The organism is Novosphingobium sp. KA1, from assembly GCF_017309955.1.
Taxonomy (GTDB): domain Bacteria; phylum Pseudomonadota; class Alphaproteobacteria; order Sphingomonadales; family Sphingomonadaceae; genus Novosphingobium.
In genome coordinates, this window is record NZ_CP021247.1 from 2,304,361 (window position 1) to 2,329,012 (window position 24,652).

Here is a 24,652-nt window from a genome sequence, read left to right on the forward strand (position 1 = left end):
CCCCCCGATGGGTGGTGGGGCGTAAGGCTCCGACGGAGAGAATGCATGAAGAGTGTCGTGATCGCGGGTTATGCCCGCTCGCCCTTCCATCTGGCGAACAAGGGCGCCCTGGCCCGCGTCCGTCCCGACGATCTGGCCGCGCAAGTGATTCGCGGACTCATCACCAGGACCGGCGTGGAACCGTCGGACATCGAGGACGTCGTCGTCGGCTGCGCCTTCCCCGAAGGCGAGCAGGGCTTCAACATCGCCCGCCTCGTCGGCCTGCTGGCGGACCTGCCGATCTCGGTCGGCGGCATGACCGTGAACCGTTTCTGCGGCTCCTCGATGAGCTCGATCCACTATGCCATGGGCCAGATCGCCATCGGGGCGGGTGAAGTCTTCGTCTGCGCGGGTGTCGAATCGATGAGCCGGGTGCCGATGATGGGCTTCAACCCGCTGCCCAACCCGGCGCTGGCCGCGAAGAGCGCCGCCTACATGTCGATGGGCGAGACCGCCGAGAACGTCGCCGCCAAGTACCAGATCTCGCGCGCCGACCAGGAAGCGCTGGCCGTCTCCAGCCAGCAGAAGGCCGCCGCCGCACGTGATGCGGGCAAGCTGGCCGACGAGATCGTGCCGATCGAGACCAGGGGCGGGATCGTCAGCGAAGACGGCACCATCCGCGGCGAAACCACCGCCGAGGGCCTTGCCGGCCTCAAGCCCGCGTTCGATGCCGCAGGGTCGGTGACCGCCGGTACCTCCTCGCCGCTGACCGATGGCGCCAGCGCCGTGCTGGTCACCACCGAGGACTATGCCCGCGCCCACGGTCTGCCGATCCTCGCCCGCATCAAGTCGGTGGCGATCTCGGGCTGCGCGCCGGAAACTATGGGCCTTGGCCCGATCCTTTCCAGCCAGAAGGCGCTCGAGCGTGCGGGCATCGCTGCCGGCGATCTCGACGTGGTGGAACTGAACGAAGCCTTCGCCAGCCAAGCGCTGGCCTGCATCAAGGACCTCGGCCTCGACGTGGCCAAGGTGAACATCGACGGCGGCGCCATCGCCATCGGCCATCCGCTCGGCGCCACCGGCGCGCGCATCGTCGGCAAGGCGGCCTCGCTGCTGAAGCGCGAAGGCGGCAAGTATGCGCTCGCCAGCCAGTGCATCGGCGGCGGTCAGGGCATTGCCACGATCCTGGAGTCGGTGGAATGAGCGACAATACGATCAAGAAAGTTTGCGTGATCGGCGCCGGCACCATGGGTGCCGGGATTGCCGCTCAGGTCGCCAATGCCGGCGTGCCGGTGCTGCTGCTCGACATCGTTCCCAAGGATGCCACCAATCGTAACGTGGTGGCCGAAGGCGCGGTGGCGAAGATGCTCAAGACCGAGCCGGCGCCGTTCATGAGCAAGTCGGCCGCCAGGCTGGTCGAGACCGGCAACATCGAAGACCACCTGGACAAGATCGCCGAGTGCGACTGGGTGATCGAGGCGGTGATCGAGCGTCTCGACATCAAGCAGGGCCTCTACGCCAGGCTCGAAGCGGTGAAGCGCGAGGGCACCGCGGTTTCGTCGAACACCTCGACGATCCCGCTCGCCAATCTGGTCGAAGGGCGTTCGGACGCGTTCAAGCGCGACTTCCTGATTACCCACTTCTTCAATCCGCCGCGCTACATGCGCCTGATGGAGATCGTCACCGGCGCCGATACCGACGCGGCCGTTGCCGCCAAGGTCGAACGGTTCGCCGACGTCTCGCTGGGCAAGACCGTGGTCAAGGCCAAGGATACCCCGGGCTTCATCGCCAACCGTATCGGCACTTACTGGATCCAGCTTGGCCTCAATGCCGCGTTCGACATGGGGATCACCGTCGAACTGGCCGACGCCGTTGCCGGAAGGCCGATGGGCGTGCCCAAGACCGGTATCTTCGGTCTTGTCGACCTCGTCGGCATCGACCTGATGCCGCATCTGCAGGCCAGCCTCACCTCGACGCTGCCTGCTGGTGACCTCTATCACGGTATCGCCCGCGACATCCCGCTGATCAACAAGATGATCGGCGAAGGCTATACCGGCCGCAAGGGCAAGGGCGGTTTCTACCGTCTCAACAAGGAGGCCGGTCGCCGTAAGGAAACCATCGACCTCCAGACCGGCGAATACCGTCCGACGATCACTGCACAGGGCCCGCGCGGCGCTGCTGCCAAGGGCGACCTCAAGGCGCTGGTCGAAAGCAAGGGCGACATCGGCGCCTATGCATGGGCCGTGCTCGGCGACACGCTGGCCTATGCCGCCAGCCTTGTGCCCTCGGCCGCCGATGACGTGGTGGCCGTCGATGACGCGATGAAGCTCGGCTACAACTGGAAGGCCGGCCCGTTCGAGATGATCGACACGCTCGGCGCCAGGTACCTTGCCGAACGCCTCGCCGCCGAAGGCAAGGCCGTGCCGGAGATCCTGACCGTGGCGGGCGACCGCACGTTCTACCGGATCGAGAACGGCAAGCGCCAGTTCCTCGGCCTCGACGGCGAATACCGCGACGTGGTCCGCCCCGAAGGCGTGATGCGCCTTGCCGACGTGAAGCTGTCGTCGAAGCCCATCCTCAGGAACGCCTCGGCGGCGCTCTGGGACATTGGCGACGGCGTTGTCTGCCTTGAATTCACCGGCAAGATGAACGCGCTCGACGGCGAAGTCATGAAGCTGATCGGGCAGGCCATCCCGCTGGTGGCGGCGCAGTACAAGGCGCTGGTCGTCTACAACGATGCCGATACCTTCTCGGCCGGTGCCAACCTCGGCCTCGCGCTCTTCGCGGTGAACATCGCGGCGTGGAGCGAGATCGAGAAGCTCGTTGCAGGTGGCCAGCTCGCCTACAAGGGCCTCAAGTACGCCCCGTTCCCCGTCGTCGGCGCGCCTGCCGGCATGGCGCTGGGCGGCGGCTGCGAGATCCTGCTCCACTGCGACGCGATCCAGGCCCATGCCGAACTCTACTGCGGCCTTGTGGAATGCGGCGTCGGCCTCGTTCCGGGCTGGGGCGGCAATGGCGAGATGATCGAGCGCTGGCGGGGGGCTCCGGGCATGCCCAAGGGCCCGATGCCCGCCGTGGCCAAGGTGTTCGAGATGGTCTCGACCGCACAGGTCTCCAAGTCTGCCCAGCAGGCGCGCGAGATGATGATCCTGCGCAGCGGGGACGGCATCTCGATGAACCGCGATCGCCTGCTCTACGACGCCAAGCAGAAGGCGCTGTCGCTGGTGGAAGGCTATACCCCGCCCGAAGCGCCCGAGTTCAAGCTGCCCGGCGCCGGTGGCCGCACGGCGCTTGGCCTTGCGGTGGAAGGCTTCCACAAGCGCGGCATGGCGACCGACTATGACGTGGTCGTTTCCGGCGTGCTGGCCGATGTGCTGACCGGCGGCGGCGAGTTCGACCTCGTCGACACGGTGAGCGAGGGCGAACTGCTCAAGCTGGAACGCGATGCCTTCATGGGCCGCCTGCGTGACGCCCGCTCGGTCGCCCGCGTCGAGCACATGCTCGAAACCGGCAAGCCGCTGCGGAACTGATTGAACTGAGAAAGGATCGCAACGTCGCCTAAGCCTATTCGTCGTCCCCGCGCAGGCGGGGACCCCGCTCTTTCTTCCGGCGGCGTGCCTGCCGCAAGAAGCGGGATCCCCGCCTTCGCGGGGATGACGGGTGAAATGGATCGACGTTGCGACCCGCGAGGAGAGTGACATGCAAGTCTACGAAGCGCCCTTGCGCGACATGAAGTTCGTGCTCCACGAACTGCATAATGACGACGGCTTCGGCAATCTCGAAGCCCTCGCCGAATTCACGCCTGATCTGGTGGACGCGGTGCTGGAAGAGGCGGCCAAGGTGGCGCAGGAAGTCCTGCTGCCGCTCAACCGCAGCGGCGACATCGAGGGCTGCACCCTCGAAAACGGCGTCGTGCGCACCCCCAAGGGTTTCAAGGAAGCTTACGACATGTTCCGCGAAGGCGGCTGGTGCGCGCTGGCGTCCGACCCCGAGTGGGGCGGTCAGGGCCTGCCCGAAGCGCTGAACAAGCTGACCGAGGAGATGATCTGCTCGGCTAACCTGTCGTTCAGCCTCTATCCCGGCCTCACCCACGGCGCGACCACCGCGATCGAGGGTTACGCCAGCGACGCACTGAAGCAGGCCTACCTGCCCAAGATGGTCGAAGGCATCTGGTCGGGCACGATGTGCCTTACCGAACCGCACTGCGGCACCGATCTCGGCATGCTGCGCACCAAGGCGGTTCCTCAGGGTGATGACAGCTACAAGATCTCCGGCGCGAAGATCTTCATCTCGGCGGGCGAGCACGACCTGACCGAGAACATCATCCACCTCGTGCTCGCACGGCTTCCCGATGCGCCGGAAGGCGTGAAGGGGATCAGCCTGTTCCTGGTGCCCAAGTTCCTGCCCAGGGAAGACGGCACGCCCGGCCCGTCCAACGGTGTTTCGGTCGCCGCGATCGAGCACAAGATGGGCCTCAAGGCCTCGGCCACCTGCCAGCTCAACTTCGACGAGTCGATCGGCTGGCTGGTCGGCAAGCCCGGCAAGGGCATGGAAGCCATGTTCAGGATGATGAACACCGAACGCGTTTCGGTGGGCATCCAGGGGCTTGGCGTGGGTGAAGCCGCCTATCAGTCGGCCGTGTGGTACGCCAGGGAGCGCGTGCAGGGCCGCTCGCTCTCGGGCGTGAAGAACCCCAAGGGCCCGGCCGATCCGATCATCGTCCACCCTGACGTGCGCCGCATGCTGATGACCGCGCGCGCCTACAACGAAGGCAGCCGCGCCGTCGGCGCCTGGGTCAGCCGCGCGCTCGATGCCGAAAAGCATGCGACCGACCCGGCGGTGAAGGCCCGCGCGGAAGACTTCATCGCGCTGATGACGCCGGTGGTGAAGGCGCTCTTCACCGACTGCGGTTATGAAAGCGCGAACCTTGCCGTGCAGGTCTACGGCGGCCACGGCTACATCGCCGAAAGCGGTGTGGAACAGTTCGTGCGCGATGCCCGTATCGCCATGATCTACGAAGGCACCAACGGCATTCAGGCGCTCGACCTCGTCGGCCGCAAGATGCCCGCGCATGCCGGTCGTTATCTCCGCTCGTTCTTCCACCCGGTGTCGGACTTCATCGAGGTCAACAAGGCGGACGAGACGTTCGGCAAGATGATCGAGGGGCTGGAAAAGGCCTTCGGCGCGCTGCAGCTCTCGACCGGCACGATTGCCCAGAAGGGCATGAAGGACCCCGAGGAAGCCGGCGCTGCCGCCACCGACTACCTGCGCCTGCTGGGCCTTGTCGCGATGGGCTACACTTTTGCCAAGGCGGCCCTGATCGCCAAGGCCAGGCTGGACGAAGGCACCGGGGAAGCGGCGTTCTACACCGCCAAGATCGCCACCGCGCGGTTCTTCTTCGACCGTCTGCTGCCGCAGGCGACCGCCGCGTTCCTCGCCATCAAGTCGGGCAAGGCCTCGATGATGGCGCTGGACGCCGACATGTTCTGATCGAAAGCGCGCAGCGCTTATTCGATCTATGTGCTCCCAGCGGAGGGGCGGGACGCTTCGGTGTCCCGCCCCTTTCCTTGTTCGGGGCCCGGATTCCCTGGCCGTCCCGTGCCGTGTGGCCCTCTTGCCGTCCGGTTGGGGGCGCCGCCAGCCTCGGCCGCCAGCTTGCCATCGCCGTGCGGTGCGCGCAGAACAAAGGCCCCCCCAGCACCGGCCTCACCGGCCGGTGCGATTGCCAGATATGGAGCCTGACGCTGAGCGAACCGAATCAGGAACCCGTTTCCGCCCCCCTCGATCATGGCCGGGATCCGGCTGTCCCCCAGGATTCCCTCCCGCGCCATTCGGTCCAGCGCATCCGCCGCGAGATCAGGCGCCGCAGCCTTGTCGTCAGCCGGGTCGAGCCGCTGGGCTCGGCGATGCTGCGGGTCTGGCTGGAGGGCGAGGATCTCGCCGATTTCGAGAGCGGATCGCCCGACGATCACATCAAGCTGTTTTTCCCCGTCGCGGGCGCCGGGCCGGACGAGAAACCGGCGATGCGCGACTATACGCCGCGCCTGTTCGATCGTGCCGCCCGCACGCTGGCGATCGATTTTGCTCTGCATGATCCCGCAGGCCCTGCCACGGCATGGGCGAGGGCGGCCAGGCCCGGCGACGTGCTCAATATCGGCGGTCCGCGCGGCTCGGCGGTGGTGACCGACGATTTCGACTGGTATCTGCTGGTCGGCGACGAGACCGCGATCCCGCAGTTCTCGCGCCGGATCGAGGAGCTGCGACCGGGCGTTCCCGTCACCGCGCTGGTTTCGGTCGCGCCGGGGATCCAGCGGGCGCCGGTCCCGGCGCGGGAAGGGCTGACGTGGATCTGGGTGGAACACGCAGGCCACGGCGAAGACCCCGCGCCGCTGCTGGCCGCGCTGGGCGATGCCGGACTGCCGGAAGGCGAGGGCTATGCATGGATCGCGGCGGAAGCGGCGGTGGCGCAGGCCATTCGCGCCAGGCTGACCGACGACATGGGCCATCCGCTGGGCTGGCTGCGTTCGTCCGGTTACTGGACCGTCGGCGAAGCGCAGGGCTAAACGGAGCCCAACATCCCGCTCTCTATTCCGTCATCCCCGCGAAGGCGGGGTTCCCGCTTGTTCTTGCGGCGGGGCGAAAGAAAGCGGGGCCCCCGCCTTCGCGGGGGCGACGAAGCGTATTCGGGGAGGTTGGCCTAAAAGGCCGAAAGATGTTGGGGCAGGGCGCTTGGCCCCGCCCCAGACTCAATCTTACGCTGCGACCAGACGGCCGCGCGCGACCAGTTGCTGGGCCATCTCGTCGGCGACGACATGGCTCGGACGGCCTTCGCTCTCGGCCGTGGCGAGGATTTCGCCCAGGCGCTCGGCGATCAGGTCGATACGGCCGCCGACCTGGTCCTCGGTCTCACCGAGGTATTCGGCCACCACGTTGATGATGCCGCCCGCGTTGACCACGTAGTCCGGCGCATAGGCGATGCCGCGTTCGGCCAGACGCGCGCCGTCCAGTTCGGTGGCGAGCTGGTTGTTGGCGCCGCCGCAGACGAGGCGGGCGCGCAGCACCGGGATGGTCTGTTCGTTCAGCACCGCGCCCAGCGCACAGGGGGCGAAGATCTCCGCTTCGGCGGCGAGGATCTCGTCGGGCGCGACCACGCGGCCACCGAACCTGGCGGCAAGCGCCTCGGCGCGGGCCGGATCGGCGTCGGCGAGGACCAGCCTGGCGCCGGCTTCATGCAGCAGCTCGGCCAGGTGCGAACCGACATTGCCGGTGCCCTGCAGCGCCACGGTCAACCCGCGCACGTCCGAGCCCAGGCTCACGCGCGCGGCGGCCTGCATCGACTTGAAGATGCCGAGCGCGGTCCAGGGCGAGGGGTCGCCGCCGGCAAAACCCGGCTTCTTGTCGAGACCGGCCACGTGGCGGGTTTCCTCGGCAATCGCGCGCATGTCGGCGATGGTGGTGCCGACGTCTTCCGCGGTCACGTACTGGCCGCCCAGCTTCTCGACCGCACGGCCGAAGGCGCGGAACATGGCGGCGCGGTCGAAGCTGCCTTCGGGGCGCTGGAGCACGGCCTTGCCGCCGCCGAAGGGCAGTCCGGCAATCGCGTTCTTGTAGGTCATGCCGCGGGCAAGGCGCAGGGCGTCGGTCGCCAGTGCGTCCTGATCGGCATAGTTCCAGAAGCGGCAGCCGCCCGCCGCCGGGCCAAGCGAGGTCGAATGAATGGCAATCACGCCCTTCGCGCCGCTTTCGGGGTCGTCGATCACCACGAACTGTTCACCCAGTTCGCAATCCAGCGTGTTCACCATTTCCGTTGTCGTCCTCACTTTGGGGGAGCGTTGGAAATAGCAGTGTTTGGCCTGATAAAAATTGCGAATTTGCCGGTAAATGCGCTACGTATGGCGTCATCTATTCGGTGAATGTGAAATTTTGGAATTGAATATGTCAAGCGGGCTCGATGAGTACGAAAAGAAGATCCTGGCGATTCTCCAGGTCGATGCCTCGCGCTCCTCGGCCGACATCGCGCAGGAGATCGGCCTGTCGCAGGCGCCGTGCTGGCGGCGCATCCAGCGGCTCAAGGACGAAGGCTATATCCGCAGCGAGGTCTGCGTGCTCGACCGGCGCAAGATCGGCCTGCGCGCGCAAGTCTTTGCGCAAGTGAAGCTGACCGCGCATGGCCGCGCCAACCTGTCGCAGTTCGCCGATGCCATGAACGCCTTTCCCGAAGTGCTCGATTGCTACGTGCTGATGGGGTCGGTGGACTTCATGCTGCGCATCGTCACCGAGGACATCGAGGCTTACGAGCGGTTCTTTTTCGAGAAACTCTCGCAAGTGCCCGGGGTGCAGGAAATCAATTCGATGGTCGCGCTCTCGGAGATCAAGTTCACTACCGCATTGCCGCTGGACCATCTGTAGGAGGCTCTTTGGAAATTCGCGGAAGAGCGAATTTCGGTTCGGTGCCGAACCATCCGAAACGCCGTTTCGGATCAGACTGACGAAGCGTTGCGGGGGAGGGTGTTTGCGCCCTTTGCACCCGGTTATGACCTATCATATCTCGCACGCCACTGGACGGGGCGGGTGTGGATAACTATATACCGACCGGTATGAAATGCTCCGACTCCATTGCCGCCCCGCGTGGTCGCCCGCGTGAATTCGATCCCGAACAGGCGCTTACCTCGGCTCTGCGCGTGTTCTGGCAGCGTGGTTACGAAGGCGCGTCGATGGCCGAGCTGACCGAGGCGATGGGCATCACCAAGCCCAGCCTCTATGCCTGTTTCGGGAACAAGGAGGCGCTTTTCAAGAAGGCGCTGGACCTCTACGAGCGCGACAAGCTGGCCTATGTCGGCAAGGCGCTGGAAGCGCCGACCGCGCGCGGCGTGGCCGAGCGCCTGCTCAACGGCGCGATCACGACTCACTGCGGCGGCGGCGGCAACGATCCGAACGGATGCCTCAGCGTGATCTCCACCGTGGCCTGCACGATGGAGGATGCCTCCATCCGCGACTTCGTGGTGGCGCGCCGGCTGGCGACCGAAGACTCGCTGATCGCGCGTTTCGAGCGTGCCAAGGATGAGGGTGACCTGCCCGATGCCGTCGATCCCCGTTCGCTGGCCCATTGCCTGATGACCGTGCTGCAGGGCATGTCGGTGAAGGCGCAGGGCGGTGCCTGCACGCAGGAAGCGAAGGGCGTGGTCGATACCTTCCTCGCCATGTGGCCGGGCAAGTAAGATTCGTCTGAAAATCCGCCGAAGGCGGATTTCGGCGGCGCCGGCCCACTCCCCCACGAAATGCGCTGAAAGCGCATTTCCAAACCAGGGCCGCGAAAAAATTTCATTCACCCACCGTTCACGCCCTTGAAATTGCTGCGTTGCACCTAATTTTACCGAGCGGTACAGAAAACCGCTTGACGATTTCTGTACCGCTATATATACCAATCGGTACAGAACGAGGGCACAGCCGACTCGCCGCACAGACGGGAGATCGGGGCCGGAGTTCCTCCCCGGCGCCGCCCGCCCCCCCGCGGGCGGCTCCATAGAATAACCGAAAGCAGCCGGCGCTGCGGAGCCCTGTCTCCGCGCGGTGCCGGTCTGCGTCCAAAGACTTTCCGATGCCCCTTGCATCGGAGCACGCCGGCGCGCGCCCTTAACCTCCCCCTCCTGTCCCGAGGGCGCGCGTCGGTTCCTTTTCAGGGAGCACAAACATGGCCTTCATCGATTTTTCCGATGCAGCGCACACCGCGCTGCCCGTCGCAAATTCCAATCCGGCCCCCAGCATGCCCGCCGAAAGCCTGCTGAGCCGGCTCGAACGCCGCGTCGTTGAACTGGCGCGCGAGGACGGGCTGAACAGCCTGATCCCGCAGCGCCCGCGCCGCTGGCTCGCCCGCCTGATCCTGGGCCCGACGCCGCCCTCCCGGATGCTCGCCAACGAGCAGCTGGAAGCGCTGCGGCAACTGGCCGTCCGGGCCTGGCACCATGGTTACACCCTGCCGGTCTCGGCGATCCGTGAGGCTGAAGCTGCGGGTCACAGCGAAGCCAAGGTCGGCGCCGTCATCGATTTCATCGGGCGCAGCCGCGCCCCGGTCCGGAGACTTGCTGCGTGAATGCTCCTGTAAAACTGGAAGAAACGGCCACGGTGTCGACGCCCCCCGGCGACACCGGCCGCAAGCGAGGGAGCGGTCGCCACATGGCGATCGGCGCCATCGCTCTGGTCGCGGTGGCGGGGCTGGGGTGGAAGCTGTTCCACGAAGCCCCCGCCGATGCCGCTCCCATGCCGCCTGCCGTGGTGCAGGCCGCCAATCCGCTGGTCCGGCAGGTGACCGAGTGGGACGACTATGTCGGCCGCTTCGCCCCCAGCAAGACCGTCGAAGTGCGCCCGCGCGTTTCGGGCGCGGTCACCCGGATCCTGTTCCGCGACGGCGACTTCGTGCAGGCCGGACAGGCGCTGTTCGTGGTCGATCCGCGTCCCTACCGTGCCGCGCTTGCCGAAGCCCAGGCCGAAGTCGCCTCGGCGCAGGCGGCGCTGACGCTCGCCCGTTCGGACTATGCGCGCGTTGCCGGGCTCAAGGGTGACGAGGCGATGGCCGCCAGCGAGGTCGACCAGTTGCGCTCGCGGGTGAGGGCGGCCGATGCCCAGCTGGCCGCCGCGCAGGCGCGGGTGCGCCAGCGCGCGCTCGATGTCGAGTTCTCGACCGTGCGTGCCCCGATTTCGGGCCGCATCTCGGACCGCCGGGTGGACGTGGGCAACCTCGTCTCGGGCGAGAACGGCACCGGCGCCAGCCTGCTGACCACGATCAATGCGGTCAGCCCGATCTACTTCACCTTCGACGCCTCCGAAGCGCTGTTCCTCAAGACCCAGCGCGAAAAGGCCGAGCACAAGGACGCCGCGAACGTGCAGGTCCGCCTGCAGGACGAGACGGCCTACCGCTGGAACGGCAAGCTGGACTTCACCGACAACGGGCTCGACCCGCGTTCGGGCACGATCCGCGTGCGTGCCGTGCTCGACAACAAGGACGGCTTCCTGACGCCGGGCATGTTCGGCAACATGCGTCTGGCCGAAGGCGGCACCGTCACGGCCATGCTGGTGCCCGACGATGCGATCCAGTCCGACCAGGCCCGCAAGGTGGTGCTGACGGTTGGCAAGGACGGCACCGTTGCCGCCAAGCCGGTCGAACTCGGCCCGCTGGTCGACGGTCTGCGGGTGATCCGTGCGGGGCTGGTCCCCAGCGACCGCGTGGTCATCTCCAACTATCAGGCCGCCGTCGCCGGCGCCAAGGTCAATACCCGTCGCGGCCAGATCGCGCCCGACATGAAGGCAGCGGCCGCCGCTGCCGCTTCCGGCCCCAGCTCGCCCGCCGCGGCGCAGGCCACCATCGCGCCCGTCCGGGCGCAGGCCACTATCGCCCATTGATCCACCCATCAGGGGGGCGGTCCATTCCGTGACCGTCCCCCGTGAGAGGGGCATATTCCCATGCGATTTTCCCGGTTCTTCATCGACCGGCCGATCTTCGCAGGCGTCATCGCGGTGCTTGTCACCGTGGTGGGGGCGCTTGCGTTCTTCGGCCTGCCGGTCAGCCAGTATCCCGACATCGTCCCCCCGACGGTGACGGTGACCGCCCAATATCCCGGCGCTTCCGCCGAAACCGTTGCCGACACCGTGGCTGCTCCCATCGAGCAGGAGATCAACGGCGTCGACAACATGCTCTACATGTCCTCGCAGTCCACCGGCGACGGCAAGGTGACGATCACCGTCACCTTCAAGATCGGCACCGACCTCGATGCCGCGCAGGTTCTCGTGCAGAACCGCGTTGCCGTGGCCGAGCCGCGCCTGCCCGAAGCGGTGCGCGCGATGGGTGTCGTCACCCGCAAGACCTCGCCCGACTTCCTGATGGTGGTGAACCTGCAGTCCCCGGACGGCACGTTCAACCGCGACTACCTGTCGAACTATGCGCTGACGCAGGTGAAGGACCGCCTTGCGCGGCTTGACGGCGTGGGCGACGTGCAGCTGTTCGGCTCGCGCGATTATGGCATGCGCATCTGGATCGACCCGAACAAGGCCGCCGCCATGAACCTGACGGCGGGCGAGATCGTCGACGCGCTGAAGGCGCAGAACGTGCAGGTCTCGTCCGGCTCGATCGGCGCGCCGCCGTTCGATCGCGGCAATGCCTACCAGGTCGGCGTCGAGATGCAGGGCCGCCTCAACACCCCCGAACAGTTCGGCGACATCGTCGTGCGGACCGATGCCGATGGCCGTCAGGTCCGCGTGCGCGACGTCGCGCGGGTCGAACTGGGCGCGCAGGACTACACCACCAACACCTACCTTTCGGGCAAGCCCACCGTCGTGATCGCGGTGCTGCAGCGCCCGGGCTCGAACGCGCTCGACGCCGCCAAGGCGGTGCGCGCCGAGATGGACAATGTCGCCAAGTCCTTCCCCAAGGGCCTGGAATACTCGGTGATCTACAACCCCACCGAATTCATCGGCCAGTCGATCGATGCGGTCTATCACACGCTGTTCGAGGCGGTGATCCTCGTCGTGCTCGTCATCCTTGTCTTCCTCCAGAACTGGCGCGCGGCGGTGATTCCGATCATCGCGATCCCGGTGTCGCTGGTCGGCACCGCGATCATGCTCGCGGCGGTCGGCTATTCGCTCAACAACCTCTCGCTGTTCGGCCTTGTCCTCGCGATCGGTATCGTCGTCGACGACGCCATCGTCGTGGTCGAGAACGTCGAGCGCTATATCGAGGAAGGCATGAAGCCGATCGAGGCCGCCCGGCGCTCGATGGACGAAGTGACCGGCGCGCTGATCGCCATCGTCCTGGTGCTCTGCGCGGTGTTTGTGCCGACGCTGTTCATCACCGGCATGTCGGGGCAGTTCTACAAGCAGTTCGCCGTCACCATCACCACGGCGACCGCGATCTCGCTGCTGCTCTCGCTCACGCTTTCGCCCGCGCTGGCCGCGCTGCTGCTGAAGGACAAGCACGGCCTTGCGGCCAATGCCCCGCGCTGGAAGCGGGTGCTGCAAGGCGCCGCGGACAAGTTCAACCACGGCTTCGACCGGATGAGCGATCGCTATGCCGCGCTGACGCTCAGGCTGGTGAAGGCGCCGGTGAAGATGATGGCGACTTATGCCGCCCTCATCGCCGCCACCGTGGGCATGTTCTGGGCGACGCCGACCGGCTTCATCCCGCAGCAGGACCAGGGTTACTTCCTCGCCGCGATCTTCCTGCCGCCGGGCTCCTCGCTCAGCCGCACGGACGAAGTGACGCAGGAAGTCGCCAAGCGCATCCTGCCGATCAAGGGCCTGCGCGGCGCGGTGATGTTCGCGGGCTTCCATGGGCCCTCGCAGACCGCAGCACCCGATGCCGCCGCCATCTACTTCCCCTTCAAGAGCTTCGAGGAGCGCAAGCAGCTCGGCGTCACTTACGAAGGCATCATGGCGCAGGCGCAGGAAGCCATCAAAGGCTACGACAAGGCACAGGTCCTCGTCATTCCGCCGCCGACCATCAACGGCATCGTCCCCCCGGGCGGTTACCGCATGATCGTGGAGGACAACGAAGGCCGCGGTCTGGGTGAACTCCAGAAGGCCGCCGGCGCGCTGATCGCGCAGGCCAACCAGCAGCCGCAGCTCCAGCAGGTCTACACCCTGTTCAGCATGAACACCCCGCGTGTCTATGCCGACGTGGACCGCCGCAAGGCCGACATGCTGGGCGTCTCGCCGTCCAGGATCTTCGAAGCGATGCAGGTCTACCTCGGTTCGTCCTACATCAACGACTTCAACCTGCTCGGCCGTACCTACCGCGTCACCGCCCAGGCCGATGCGCCCTATCGCGGATCGACGGCGGATATCGCCAACCTCAAGGCCCGTTCGGACTCGGGGGCGATGGTGCCGGTCGGCTCGGTAGCGACCTTCAAGGACGAGACCGGACCCTACCGCGTGGTGCGCTACAACCTGCACCCGGCGGTGGAAATCGACGGCAGCTACGGCAAGGGCTACTCCTCGGGCCAGTCGCTGGCGACGATGGAAAAGGTGGCAGACGAAACGCTCCCCTCGGGCTACGGCCGTGAGTGGACGGGTATCGCCTACCAGCAGGCGACGGCCGGCAACACCGCCGGGATCGTCTTCGGCATGGCGGTGCTGTTCGTCTTCCTGGTCCTGGCCGCCCAGTACGAGAGCCTGACCCTGCCGCTATCGATCATCCTGATCGTGCCGATGTGCCTGTTCGCGGCGATGCTGGGCGTGAACCTGCGCGGGATGGACAACAATATCCTGACGCAAATCGGTCTCGTCGTGCTGATCGCGCTGGCGGCCAAGAACGCGATCCTCGTGGTCGAGTTCGCCAAGCAGGCCGAGGACGAGCGGGGCTACTCGCCGGTGGAGGCAGCCGTCTATGCGGCCCGCACCCGCCTGCGCCCGATCCTGATGACCTCGTTCGCCTTCATCCTCGGCGCGGTGCCGCTGGTGATCGCGAGCGGGGCCGGCGCCGAGCTTCGCCAGGCGCTGGGTACGGCGGTGTTCTTCGGCATGGCCGGCGTGACCGCCTTCGGCCTGCTGTTCACGCCCACCTTCTACGTCGTCTGCCGCAGGCTCGCGGCGGCCCTGCGGCGCAAGCCCAGGGAACCGCACCACGAGAGCCACGCGGTGATCCCGGCGGAATGAAAGGACGGATGATGTCCATGAATATCAAGACCATGGTCGCGGTACTTCTTGCCGCGACCAGCCTCTCGGCCTGCGCCGTCGGACCCGACTATGTCGCGCCGACGCCGCCAGCTACGGCGGGGGCGCCCTTCACGGGCGTCCAGTCCGCCGAAGTGACCACGGCATGGCCGGACGACAATTGGTGGCGGCTTTACAAGGATCTGGTGCTGGACGGTCTGGTCAGCGATGCCCTGGCCGCCAACACCGATGTGCGCGTGGCGGTCGCCCGGATCGAGAAGGCGCGGGCGAACCTGCGCGGTTCCAAGTCCGACGCGCTGCCGCAGACCGGCATCGATGCCAGCGGTACTTATGGCCGCGTCTCGGAAAGCCAGGTGCTGCCCGGCTACGACCGCGAAGGGCGCCGCGTCGACGGCGAGCTTTCGGTCAATTACGAGCTGGACCTGTTCGGCCGCGTCAAGCGCGGGGTCGAGGCCTCGCGCGCCGATCTTGCCGCCTCGATGGAAGACGCCGATGCGGTGCGGGTGACGGTGGTGGCCGATACCGTGCGCGCCTATGTCGATGCCGCCAGCTCGGCCGAGCAGATCGCTGTGGCGCAGGACACCGTGGCGTTGCTCGGCACGTCGGAGCGGATCACCAATGCCCGTTTCGAGCGTGGTCTCAGCCAGAAGCTCGACGTGATCCGCGTGACCCAGCTGCGCGAGCAGCAGGCGGCGGCGATCCCCAGCCTGCAGGCGGCGCGCGATGCGGCGCTGTTCCGCCTCGCCACGCTGACCGGCCGCACCCCGCAGGATCTTCCAGCCTCGGTACGCGCGCGGACGACGACGCCCGATGTCGGCCAGCCGATCCCGGTGGGCGACGGCGCTACCCTGCTGGCGCGCCGACCCGACGTGAAGGCGGCGGAGCGCCGTCTCGCTGCCGATACCGCGCGGATCGGCGTGGCGACGGCGGATCTCTATCCCAAGATCACGCTGGGCGGCTCGGTCGGCACCACGGCGGTGGGGGCGACCGATGTGTTCGGCGGCGGTCCGCTGCGCTGGCTGCTGGGGCCGATGATCTCCTGGGCCTTCCCCAACCAGGAAGCCATCCGCGCACGGATCGGCGGGGCGCGGGCGGACGCCAAGGCCGACCTCGCGAGGTTCGACGGCACCGTGCTGACCGCCTTGCAGGAAACCGAGACGGCGCTCTCCGCCTATCGCAACGCGCTGCTGCGCAAGGACCGCCTTGCCTCGGCCCGCGATGCGGCCAGGCGCGCGGCGGATGTCAGCATGGCGCGGCAGAGCAGGGGGCAGATCGATTCGCTCGATGTGCTTGACGCGCAGCGCACGCTGGCCAGCGCCGATGCCGACTATGCGGCGGCGCGGCGCGCGGTGGCCTTTGCGCAAGTGGACCTGTTCCGCGCGCTGGGCGGAAGCTGGCAGACAACCTGACGGTTCGCGTCATCTGCCCACAAAGAAAGGGCGGCAAGGCTGGTGCCTTGCCGCCCTTTTTCGTGTTTCCCGCCGCGATCAGCGCGAGCCGAAGGCGTAGCGGATGTTGATGCCGAACTCGCGCGGGGCAGTGGTGGTCACCCCGGTATAAGTGCTGGTGTAGTTGGCACCGGTCGGGCCGGTGAAGACCGGGCGGAGGGTCACCGGATCGAACTGCCCGGCAAAACCGAGCTGCTGGTAGCTGGTGGACAGCGGGGTGGTGCGGGTCAGCGTCTTGGTGGTGTCGAAGAGGTTCTTCGCATAGAGGCCGATTTCCCAGGCCCCGTCTTCGGCGCGCAGGCCGGCGAAGAGGTTGACCAGCGCATAGTCGCCGACGTCGTCGTAGGCATTGGTCGGATCGACCTTCGACTTGCCGTAGTAGGTCATCAGCCCCCGGACATAGGCGTTGCCGCCGGTGAAGACCGGGAAGCTGTATTCGCTCTGCAGGGTGGCGCTGAACGGCGCCATGAAGCCCGAGCGCTGGTTGACCTGGCACGAGGCGATGTTGTCGGAGCCGACGGCGGCCTGGAGCTGGGCCAGCGTCGGCGCGCTGGTGACGGCGTCGGGGGTGCCGTCGCCGTTGAGGTCGTTGCAGGGCACCGTGCCGTTCTTGATCTTGCCGATCGAGTAGCTGGCCGAGGCGCTGAGATCCCAGCCAGTGAGCACGGTGTACGAGACATCGCCCTCGATGCCGTTCACTTCGACCGGAACCGCGCCGACGAAGTTGAAGTTGGCGACCTGCTGCGAGGTGCCGGTCACCGCGCCCGTCGAATCGCGCACCGCCACGGTGTTGACGTAGTAGACGCCCGAACCCGGCGCGCGGTACGGGTAGTTGTTGAACTTCTGGTGGTAGCCGGTGAGGTTGAAGCGCAGCTGGCCGTCGAGCATCTTCGACTTCAGGCCGACTTCATACGACTTCGAGGTTTCCGCCGGCAGGTGCAGGAACGAGTTTTCCAGCGCCGAGGGGGCGATGTTGAAGTCGCCCACCGCGTCGATGCCCGGGCGCCAGGAACTGCCGGTCGAGGCATAGACCATGAGGTCCGGCGAGAAGTTGTACTTCACCGAGCCGCTGTAGATCCACTTCTTTTCCTGCTGCAGGCGGTCCGACAGGACAGTGCCGTTGACCGTCAGCACGCCGCGGTTGCGGTAGTCGATATGGCGCAGGCCCCCGGCGATTTCGAAACCGCCGAAGTGGGCGGTGAGATTGCCGAAGAACGACTGCTCGTGCGACTTGCCTTCGCTGCGGATGGGGGTCTGGACGATCGTCGCGATGCCGCCGCCGAAGACTGCGGGCAGCACCACCGGCGTCGGGTTGGTGAGGCTGGTGTCGGGATGGTTGCGGCTGTCGAAGAAGCCGACGACGTAGTCCAGCGTGCCGAACAGGCGCTCGTCGTTCTGCAGCCGGATTTCGTGCGATTCCGAGGCCGAGCGGGTGTCGGTGACCTGGTTGATGTCGCCCGCGAAGAAGTTGCCGTCGTCGATGTTGTCGGTCGAGTGGATCTTCTGGGTATAGTGCTGGCCCTGGTAGATCAGGCGCTGGCCCCACTGGCTCACTTCGGCGCGCCAGTTATAGACGTCGAAGATCTGGCGGATGTCGCGCGGGTCTTCCTGGATCGAGAGACGATCCTTGCTCGAGATGTAGAGCGGGCTGGCCGCGGCGTCGGGATTGGCCTCGGAGAACGAGGCGACCTGATCGTACGTATGGGCGGTGACGTCGATGCGCTGGTACATGCCCTCGAGGCGCAGCCAGTCGGTGGGCGTGAGCAGCGCGGACAGGCGGCCGCTCTTGGTGCGCGCGAACGGGTCCTTGTTGCCGTTGACCGGGCGGACGCGGTCGCCCTCGTTCTCATCCCAGACGCCGGCGGCGCGGATCGCGGCGATGCCCTCGATCACGGGCACGTTGGCGGCGCCCTTGAAGTTGATCGTGCCGATGTCGTTGGCGGTCATGTCGACGAAGCCGCCGTAGGAATAGAGGTCGGGCTTCCTGGCGGTGACGGTGATCGAGCCCGAGGGCGAGGCGCGGCCGCGCAGCGTGCCCTGGGGGCCGCGCTGCACTTCGATCTGGCCGACGTCGTACATCTGCTGGAGCACGACGCCCGCGGTGATCGGCGCGTCGTTCATGTAGAACTCGACGGTCGGGTTGTTGCCGCTGGCGTTGACGTCGAAGTTGACGCCGCGCATCTTGGCGTTGCCGCCGATGCCGTTGGCGTTGGTTTCGAGTTGGAGGCCCGGCGCGAGCGTCGAGACTTCCTTGAAGTCACGCAAGTTGAGCTTCGAGATGTCGTCGGCGGTGACGGTGTCGATCACCGCGGGCACGTCCTGCACGTCCTCGTCGCGGCGGCGCGCGGTGACGATGATGACGTTGGTGGCCTCGTTGGCTTCGGCGGCCTGCTGGGGCTGGCTCTGGGGCTGGGTCTGGGCCTGGACCATGGCCGGGGCACTCACCCCCAGGATGCCGACCGAACACAACAGAAGCTGCTTGAACGCGCGCATGAACTCTCCCTCCGGTTTTTGTACCTTTTTCTTGCGCGTATGGGTGCGAGGGAGGGCCGGGAATTGTCAAATGAAATGGTTTCATTTCCCGCAGGCAACGGCACGGCGTTATTTGAACAGGTGGTCAAACTTTCATGGCGTGGCCGGCCGCCGCGATTCCGGCGATATGTGATCCATGCTGTATCGAAGGCGCAAAAAAAGAGGGGCGCCGAAGCGCCCCTCGATTCGTGGTTGTCGCCCGCTGCTCAGTTGCGCGAGGCGAGGCCCTTGTTCAGCCACAGCGCCGCGAGCGTCGCGATGGCGCCCGAGAGCAGGTAGCCGCCCGAGGCGATCAGGCCCCAGTTGGTCGAGAGCAGCAGCGCGGCGAGCGGCGCGAAGGCGGCGCCGACCAGCCAGGACAAGTCGCTGGTGAGCGCCGAGCCGGTGTAGCGGTGCTCGCTGGCGAAGCCCGAGGCGACCACGCCCGAGGACTGGCCAAAGGCAAGGCCGAGCAGGATGAAGCCGGCGATCATGTAGATCACCTCGCCGGCGGCACCGGCGTCCAGCAGCTGCGGGGCAAAGCCCGAGAACACGGCGATGGCGACCGCGCAGGTGCCCAGCAGGTTACGACGCCCGAACTTGTCGGCGAGACGGCCCGAGGCGATCACCGCGACGACGCCGAAGCAGGCGGCCATGGCCTCGATCAGCAGGAAGCCGGTGGGCGAGTTCTGGGTGAACAGGAACACCCACGAGAGCGGGAACACGGTGACCATGTGGAACAGCGCGAAGCTGGCGAGCGGGGCAAAGGCGCCCAGCACGATGGTCTTCCATTCGCTGCGCAGGGTGGCGCCCACGCTCACGGCCTGAAGGTCGCGGCTGGCGAAGAGGTGCTGGAATTCCTCGGTGACGACGATGCGAAGGCGCGCGAAGAGCGCGACGACGTTGATCGCGAAAGCCACGAAGAAGGGATAGCGCCAGCCCCAGTCGAGGAAGTCGGCCGCCGGAAGCTCGGTGATCATGTAGGCGAACAGGCTGCTCGCCACGATCAGGCCGAACGGGGCGCCGAGCTGCGGGATCATCGCATACCAGCCGCGCTTGTTCTCGGGCGCGTTGAGCGCGAGCAGCGAGGCCAGGCCGTCCCAGGTGCCGCCGAGCGCGAAGCCCTGGCCCAGGCGCAGCAGCGCCAGCAGCCAGATCGCGGTCGAACCGGCCGAGGCGTAGGAGGGCAGGAAGGCGATCGCCGCGGTCGAGCCGCCGAGCATGAACAGCGCGATCGTCAGCTTGGTGCCGCGGCCATAGGCACGGTCGAGCGCCATGAACACGAGGCTGCCGATCGGACGGGCGACAAAGGCCAGCGCGAAGATCGCGAAGGAGTAGATCGTGCCGGTCAGCGCGTCGACGAAGGGGAAGAACAGCTTCGGGAAGACCAGCACCGAGGCGATGGCATAGACGAAGAAGTCGAAGAACTCCGAGGTTCGGCCGATGATCACGCCGATGGCGATCTCACCGGGGGAGGGCTGGTGATGCTCCTTGAACGTCGGCAGGCCCAGAGCGTCTCTGGACTGGGGTGTGCTGGTCATTTCGGTTCTGCGGCCTTCGTCTCGGGTCCGTTCCCGATTCCACGCGGAACGCGCGAAGCCGGTCGCGGACGAATCAAAGCGGGCGCGCGAAAACGCCCGAGTTCATGGTGAGGCCCTATCGTCATTGATTGGCGTCAAGGGGATTGGACAAAATGTCCTATGTTCGCACTCGCGGCATGCGCTTAGGCGCACCAACCATGCGCCCACCCGAGTCCAGACCGAAGCTGCGGCACCTGTCCGCGCTCGCCAAGATCGCCACCGCCCTGTCGCTGACGGGTGCGCTGACTGCCTGTAACGCCATTGTGCTGCACCCGTCCGGGGATGTCGCGCAGCAGCAGGGGGACCTCGTTGTCGCCTCGACCCTGCTGATGCTGCTGATCATCGTTCCCGTGATGGCGGCTACCGCGTGGTTCGCCTGGCACTACCGTGCCACGAACAAGAGCGCGAAGTACGATCCTCACTGGGATCACTCGACTCAGCTCGAACTGCTGATCTGGGCGGCCCCGCTGCTCATCATCATCTGCCTCGGTGCCCTGACCTGGGTGAGCACCCACCTTCTCGATCCCTACCGCACCATCGGCCGCCTCGACGCCAAGACCCCGGTCGCGGCGAACGCCAAGCCGCTGGAAGTCGAAGTCGTCGCGCTCGACTGGAAGTGGCTCTTCATCTACCCCGAACAGGGTATCGCCACGGTGAACGAACTGGTCGTGCCGACCAACCGTCCGCTGCAGTTCAAGATCACCTCGGCGAACGTGATGAACTCGTTCTACGTTCCCGCCATGGCCGGCCAGATCTACGCGATGCCGGGCATGGAAACCCGCCTCCACGCGGTCATGAACAAGGCCGGTGATTCGGTCGGCTTCTCGGCCAACTATTCGGGCGCGGGCTTCTCGCACATGCGCTTTGCCACCCACGCGGTTGCGGACGACCAGTTCGCCGGCTGGGTGAAGTCGGTGCAGACCGGCGCCAATGCCGGCACGCTTGACCGCAGCGTCTACCTCCAGCTCGAAAAGCCGAGCGAGAAGGTGCCGGTAACCCGCTACTCCGCCGTTTCGCCGGACCTCTACAACGCCATCGTCAACATGTGCGTGCAGCCCGGCAAGATGTGCGCCAGCGAGATGATGGCCATCGACGCGCGCGGTGGTCTCGGCAAGGCGGGCATCCGCAACGTCGAGATGCTGTCCTACGACCGTGGCGGCCGCGATGCCGTCGCCGCCGCCAACCCGACCGCCGCCGTCCAGCGCGAGCTGGCCTGGGTCCGTGCGCTCTGCGCCCAGAACCCCGGTTCGGTCGCCGACAAGAGCGTGAAGGCCCCGGCCTCGATGAAGACGCTTTCGGGCGCCGGCATCTCGGAGCCGCAGGCCGCGGTGTCGTTCTTCGCGCGTGACAAGGAAGCGCTGGCCGCTCCCGTGTCGACCCCCGCGCATTCCTCCCAGATTTCCCGGAACTGACAGAACATGGAAGCCGTAGACCATTCGCACTGGAGCCCGTTACTGGGCCGCCTGTGGTGGGACGCCCTGCCACAGGAACCGATCGTGCTCGCCACTTTCGTCGTCGTCGCCCTTGGCGGCGTGGCGATGGTGGCCGGCCTCACCTACTTCAAGCTCTGGGGTTATCTCTGGAAGGAATGGTTCACCAGCGTGGACCACAAGAAGATCGGCATCATGTACTGCGTGCTGGGCCTGGTCATGTTCCTGCGCGGCTTTGCCGACGCGGTCATGATGCGTATCCAGCAGTCGATCGCCTTCAACGGCAGCGAGGGTTACCTCACCGCCCACCACTACGACCAGGTCTTCACCGCCCACGGCGTGATCATGATCTTCTTCGTGGCGATGCCCTTCGTCACCGGCCTCATGAACTACGTGGTGCCGCTGCAGATCGGCGCGCGCGACGTCTCGTTCCCGTTCCTGAACAACTTCAGCTTCTGGATGACGACGGCGGGCGCGGTGCTGGTCATGGCCTCGCTGTTCATCGGTGAGTTCGCGCAGACCGGCTGGCTGGCCTATCCGCCGCTGTCGAACCTCGCGTACAGCCCCTGGGTCGGCGTCGACTACTACATCTGGGCCCTGCAGATCGCCGGTGTCGGCACGCTGCTCTCGGGCGTCAACCTGATCGCGACCATCGTCAAGATGCGCGCGCCGGGCATGACGATGATGCGCATGCCGGTCTTCACCTGGACCGCGCTTTGCACCAACATCCTGATCGTCGCCGCCTTCCCGGTGCTGACCGCGGTCATGGCGATGCTCTCGCTCGACCGTTACCTCGGCTTCAACTTCTTCTCGAACGACTTCGGCGGCTCGCCGATGATGTACGTCAACCTGATCTGGATCTGGGGCCACCCCGAGGTCTACATCCTCATCCTGCCGATGTTCGGCGTGTTCTCGGAAGTCACCTCGACGTTCTGCGGCAAGCGCCTGTTCGGCTACTCGTCGATGGTCTATGCAACGCTTTGCATCACCATCCTGTCGTACCTCGTCTGGCTCCACCACTTCTTCACCATGGGTTCGGGCGCGAGCGTCAACTCGTTCTTCGGCATCACCACGATGGTGATCTCGATCCCGACCGGCGCCAAGCTGTTCAACTGGCTGTTCACGATGTACCGTGGCCGCATCCGGTTCGAACTGCCGATGATGTGGACGGTCGCCTTCATGATGACCTTCACCATCGGCGGCATGACCGGCGTCCTGCTCGCGGTGCCGCCGGCGGACTTCGTGCTGCACAACTCGCTGTTCCTGATCGCGCACTTCCATAACGTGATCATCGGCGGCGTCCTGTTCGGCCTGTTCGCGGCGATCAACTTCTGGTGGCCCAAGGCCTTCGGCTTCAAGCTCAACCAGTTCTGGGGCAAGGTCAGCTTCTGGCTGTGGGTCCCGGGCTTCTGGCTCGCCTTCACCCCGCTCTACATCCTCGGCCTGATGGGCGTCACCCGCCGCATGCGCGTGTTCGACGATCCCTCGCTGCAGATCTGGTTCGTCATTGCCGCGCTGGGCGCCGCGATGATCGCCGGCGGCATCGGTGCCATGCTGGTCCAGTTCGCGGTGTCGATCTGGAAGCGCGAGGAACTCAAGGACGTCAGCGGCGATCCGTGGCAGGGCCGTACGCTCGAGTGGTCGACCTCGTCGCCGCCGCCCGAGTACAACTTCGCCTTCACGCCGATCGTGCACGACATCGACGCCTGGGACGACATGAAGCGCTGCGGCGTGGAACGTCCGACCGCCGGCTTCCGTCCGATCCACATGCCCAAGGGCACCGGCACCGGCATCATCCTGGCCGGCCTGTCGACCGCGCTCGGCTTCGCGATGATCTGGTACATCTGGTGGCTCGCGGCCGTGTCGTTCCTCGGCGTGATCGGCTACTCGATCTTCCACACCTTCAACTACAAGCGCGACTACCACATCCCGGTCGAGACGGTCGAACAGGCCGAGGCCGAGCGTTCGCGCCAGCTTGCAGCCGCGGGAGCCTGATCGATGACTGCGACTGTAACCGAAATGAAGACCCCGCTGTCCCAGCCCCAGCTCCAGGCCGCCTTCTACGACCTGGACGAGCATGACCATCCCGAAGGCGGCAGCACCATGCTGGGCTTCTGGATGTACCTGATGAGCGACTGCCTCATCTTCGCCATGCTGTTTGCCGCCTACGGCGTGCTGGGCGGCAACCTGGCCGCGGGCCCGGGGCCGAAGGATCTCTTCGACCTCAAGCTTGTCGGCGTGAACACGGCGATGCTGCTGTTCTCGTCGATCACCTACGGCTTCGCCATGCTCGCCATGGAGAAGAACCAGAAGGGCGCGACCCAGGCCTGGCTGCTCGTCACCGCCGTGTTCGGCGCGGCGTTCCTGTCGATCGAACTCTACGAGTTCCATCACATGATCGGCGAGGGCGGCGGCCCCTGGCGCTCGGGCTTCCTCACCGCGTTCTTCTCGCTGGTGGGCACCCACGGGCTTCACGTCACCTTCGGCCTGATCTGGCTGTTCACGCTGGTCGTGCAGGTCGGCAAGAAGGGCCTGGTCCCGGCCAACAAGCGCCGTCTCATGTGCCTTTCGCTGTTCTGGCACTTCCTCGACGTCATCTGGATCGGCGTCTTCACCTTCGTCTATCTCATGGGAATGCTGTGATGAGCGACCACGTCCACCCCAACGAGCACGTCGACGACGTGCACGCCAGCGGCCATGGCACGATGCGCGATTATGTGATCGGCTTCCTGCTCTCGGTCGTGCTCACCGCCATTCCGTTCTGGCTGGTGATGACCGGTGCGATCACCGACAAGTCGACCACCGCGCTGGTCATCATGGCCTTCGCGATGGTGCAGATCGTCGTGCACATGATCTACTTCCTGCACATGAACACGAAGGCCGAGAACGGCTGGACGGTCATGGCGCTGATCTTCACGATCATCCTGCTGGTGATCACGCTGTCGGGTTCGCTCTGGGTCATGTACCACCTCAACCACAACATGATGCCGATGAGCGCGCACGAGATGGGGCAGCTGCCCTGATCGCCACGGTTTCAGACGCA

General features: G+C 66.1%; 17 protein-coding genes. 14 read left to right on the forward strand and 3 right to left on the reverse strand.

The window, feature by feature from the left end; all coding sequences use genetic code 11:
- Positions 1-45: 45 nt before the first annotated feature.
- From CA833_RS11170 to CA833_RS11185, 4 genes are all read left to right on the forward strand, one after another.
- The gene (locus CA833_RS11170; protein WP_207078071.1) at positions 46-1,182 is read left to right on the forward strand and encodes a thiolase family protein; all 1,137 of its coding nucleotides are present in this window, start codon (positions 46-48) and stop codon (positions 1,180-1,182) included.
- Complete coding sequence (locus tag CA833_RS11175) at positions 1,179-3,509, forward strand: 3-hydroxyacyl-CoA dehydrogenase/enoyl-CoA hydratase family protein (protein WP_207078072.1); 2,331 nt, start codon at positions 1,179-1,181, stop codon at positions 3,507-3,509. Before CA833_RS11170 ends, CA833_RS11175 begins: the two co-directional genes overlap by 4 nt.
- Before the next feature lie 169 nt (positions 3,510-3,678).
- Positions 3,679-5,469 carry an acyl-CoA dehydrogenase C-terminal domain-containing protein gene (locus tag CA833_RS11180; RefSeq protein WP_207078073.1) on the forward strand — a complete coding sequence of 597 codons (1,791 nt, stop codon included), beginning with the start codon at positions 3,679-3,681 and terminating at the stop codon, positions 5,467-5,469.
- Positions 5,470-5,645: 176 nt separating this feature from the next.
- A complete protein-coding gene (locus CA833_RS11185) occupies positions 5,646-6,542 on the forward strand; it encodes a siderophore-interacting protein (protein WP_242526042.1) in 897 nt (298 codons plus the stop codon).
- 189 nt (positions 6,543-6,731) lie between these two features.
- On the opposite strand, the gene CA833_RS11190 is transcribed toward CA833_RS11185, so the two are convergent.
- Positions 6,732-7,781: a Glu/Leu/Phe/Val dehydrogenase gene (locus CA833_RS11190; RefSeq protein ID WP_142635272.1), complete on the reverse strand. Its 1,050-nt coding sequence runs from the start codon at positions 7,779-7,781 to the stop codon at positions 6,732-6,734.
- 133 nt (positions 7,782-7,914) lie between these two features.
- On the opposite strand from CA833_RS11190, the gene CA833_RS11195 reads away from it, so the two are divergent.
- The 6 genes from CA833_RS11195 to CA833_RS11220 all read left to right on the forward strand — a co-directional run bounded on the left by CA833_RS11195 (position 7,915) and on the right by CA833_RS11220 (position 16,049).
- Complete coding sequence (locus CA833_RS11195; RefSeq protein WP_142635270.1) at positions 7,915-8,388, forward strand: Lrp/AsnC family transcriptional regulator; 474 nt, start codon at positions 7,915-7,917, stop codon at positions 8,386-8,388.
- Positions 8,389-8,576: 188 nt separating this feature from the next.
- Positions 8,577-9,197, forward strand: coding sequence for a TetR/AcrR family transcriptional regulator (locus CA833_RS11200; protein WP_142635268.1), 621 nt, complete (start codon positions 8,577-8,579; stop codon positions 9,195-9,197).
- A 473-nt stretch (positions 9,198-9,670) separates the two neighbouring features.
- Positions 9,671-10,069 (forward strand): hypothetical protein, encoded by a 399-nt coding sequence (locus CA833_RS11205; RefSeq protein WP_142635266.1) that lies wholly within the window; start codon positions 9,671-9,673, stop codon positions 10,067-10,069.
- Positions 10,066-11,376, forward strand: a complete 1,311-nt coding sequence (locus CA833_RS11210) for an efflux RND transporter periplasmic adaptor subunit (protein ID WP_370584502.1) — start codon at positions 10,066-10,068, stop codon at positions 11,374-11,376. Before CA833_RS11205 ends, CA833_RS11210 begins: the two co-directional genes overlap by 4 nt.
- A gap of 60 nt (positions 11,377-11,436) precedes the next feature.
- The gene (locus CA833_RS11215; protein ID WP_207078074.1) at positions 11,437-14,622 is read left to right on the forward strand and encodes an efflux RND transporter permease subunit; all 3,186 of its coding nucleotides are present in this window, start codon (positions 11,437-11,439) and stop codon (positions 14,620-14,622) included.
- 17 nt (positions 14,623-14,639) lie between these two features.
- Positions 14,640-16,049 carry an efflux transporter outer membrane subunit gene (locus tag CA833_RS11220; RefSeq protein WP_207078075.1) on the forward strand — a complete coding sequence of 470 codons (1,410 nt, stop codon included), beginning with the start codon at positions 14,640-14,642 and terminating at the stop codon, positions 16,047-16,049.
- 78 nt (positions 16,050-16,127) lie between these two features.
- Here the strand turns inward: CA833_RS11220 and CA833_RS11225 are convergent, their stop codons facing one another.
- Complete coding sequence (locus tag CA833_RS11225; RefSeq protein WP_207078076.1) at positions 16,128-18,581, reverse strand: TonB-dependent receptor; 2,454 nt, start codon at positions 18,579-18,581, stop codon at positions 16,128-16,130.
- A 245-nt stretch (positions 18,582-18,826) separates the two neighbouring features.
- Positions 18,827-20,140, reverse strand: a complete 1,314-nt coding sequence (locus tag CA833_RS11230; protein ID WP_142635258.1) for an MFS transporter — start codon at positions 20,138-20,140, stop codon at positions 18,827-18,829.
- A gap of 197 nt (positions 20,141-20,337) precedes the next feature.
- Between CA833_RS11230 and cyoA the strand changes: the two genes are divergently transcribed.
- From cyoA to cyoD, 4 genes are all read left to right on the forward strand, one after another.
- Positions 20,338-21,591: a ubiquinol oxidase subunit II gene (gene cyoA / locus CA833_RS11235; protein WP_142635256.1), complete on the forward strand. Its 1,254-nt coding sequence runs from the start codon at positions 20,338-20,340 to the stop codon at positions 21,589-21,591.
- A gap of 6 nt (positions 21,592-21,597) precedes the next feature.
- The gene (gene cyoB, locus CA833_RS11240; protein WP_142635254.1) at positions 21,598-23,604 is read left to right on the forward strand and encodes a cytochrome o ubiquinol oxidase subunit I; all 2,007 of its coding nucleotides are present in this window, start codon (positions 21,598-21,600) and stop codon (positions 23,602-23,604) included.
- A 3-nt stretch (positions 23,605-23,607) separates the two neighbouring features.
- Positions 23,608-24,252: a cytochrome o ubiquinol oxidase subunit III gene (gene cyoC / locus CA833_RS11245; protein ID WP_370584503.1), complete on the forward strand. Its 645-nt coding sequence runs from the start codon at positions 23,608-23,610 to the stop codon at positions 24,250-24,252.
- Positions 24,253-24,314: 62 nt separating this feature from the next.
- Positions 24,315-24,632 carry a cytochrome o ubiquinol oxidase subunit IV gene (gene cyoD / locus CA833_RS11250; protein WP_142637849.1) on the forward strand — a complete coding sequence of 106 codons (318 nt, stop codon included), beginning with the start codon at positions 24,315-24,317 and terminating at the stop codon, positions 24,630-24,632.
- The last annotated feature ends 20 nt before the right edge of the window (positions 24,633-24,652 follow it).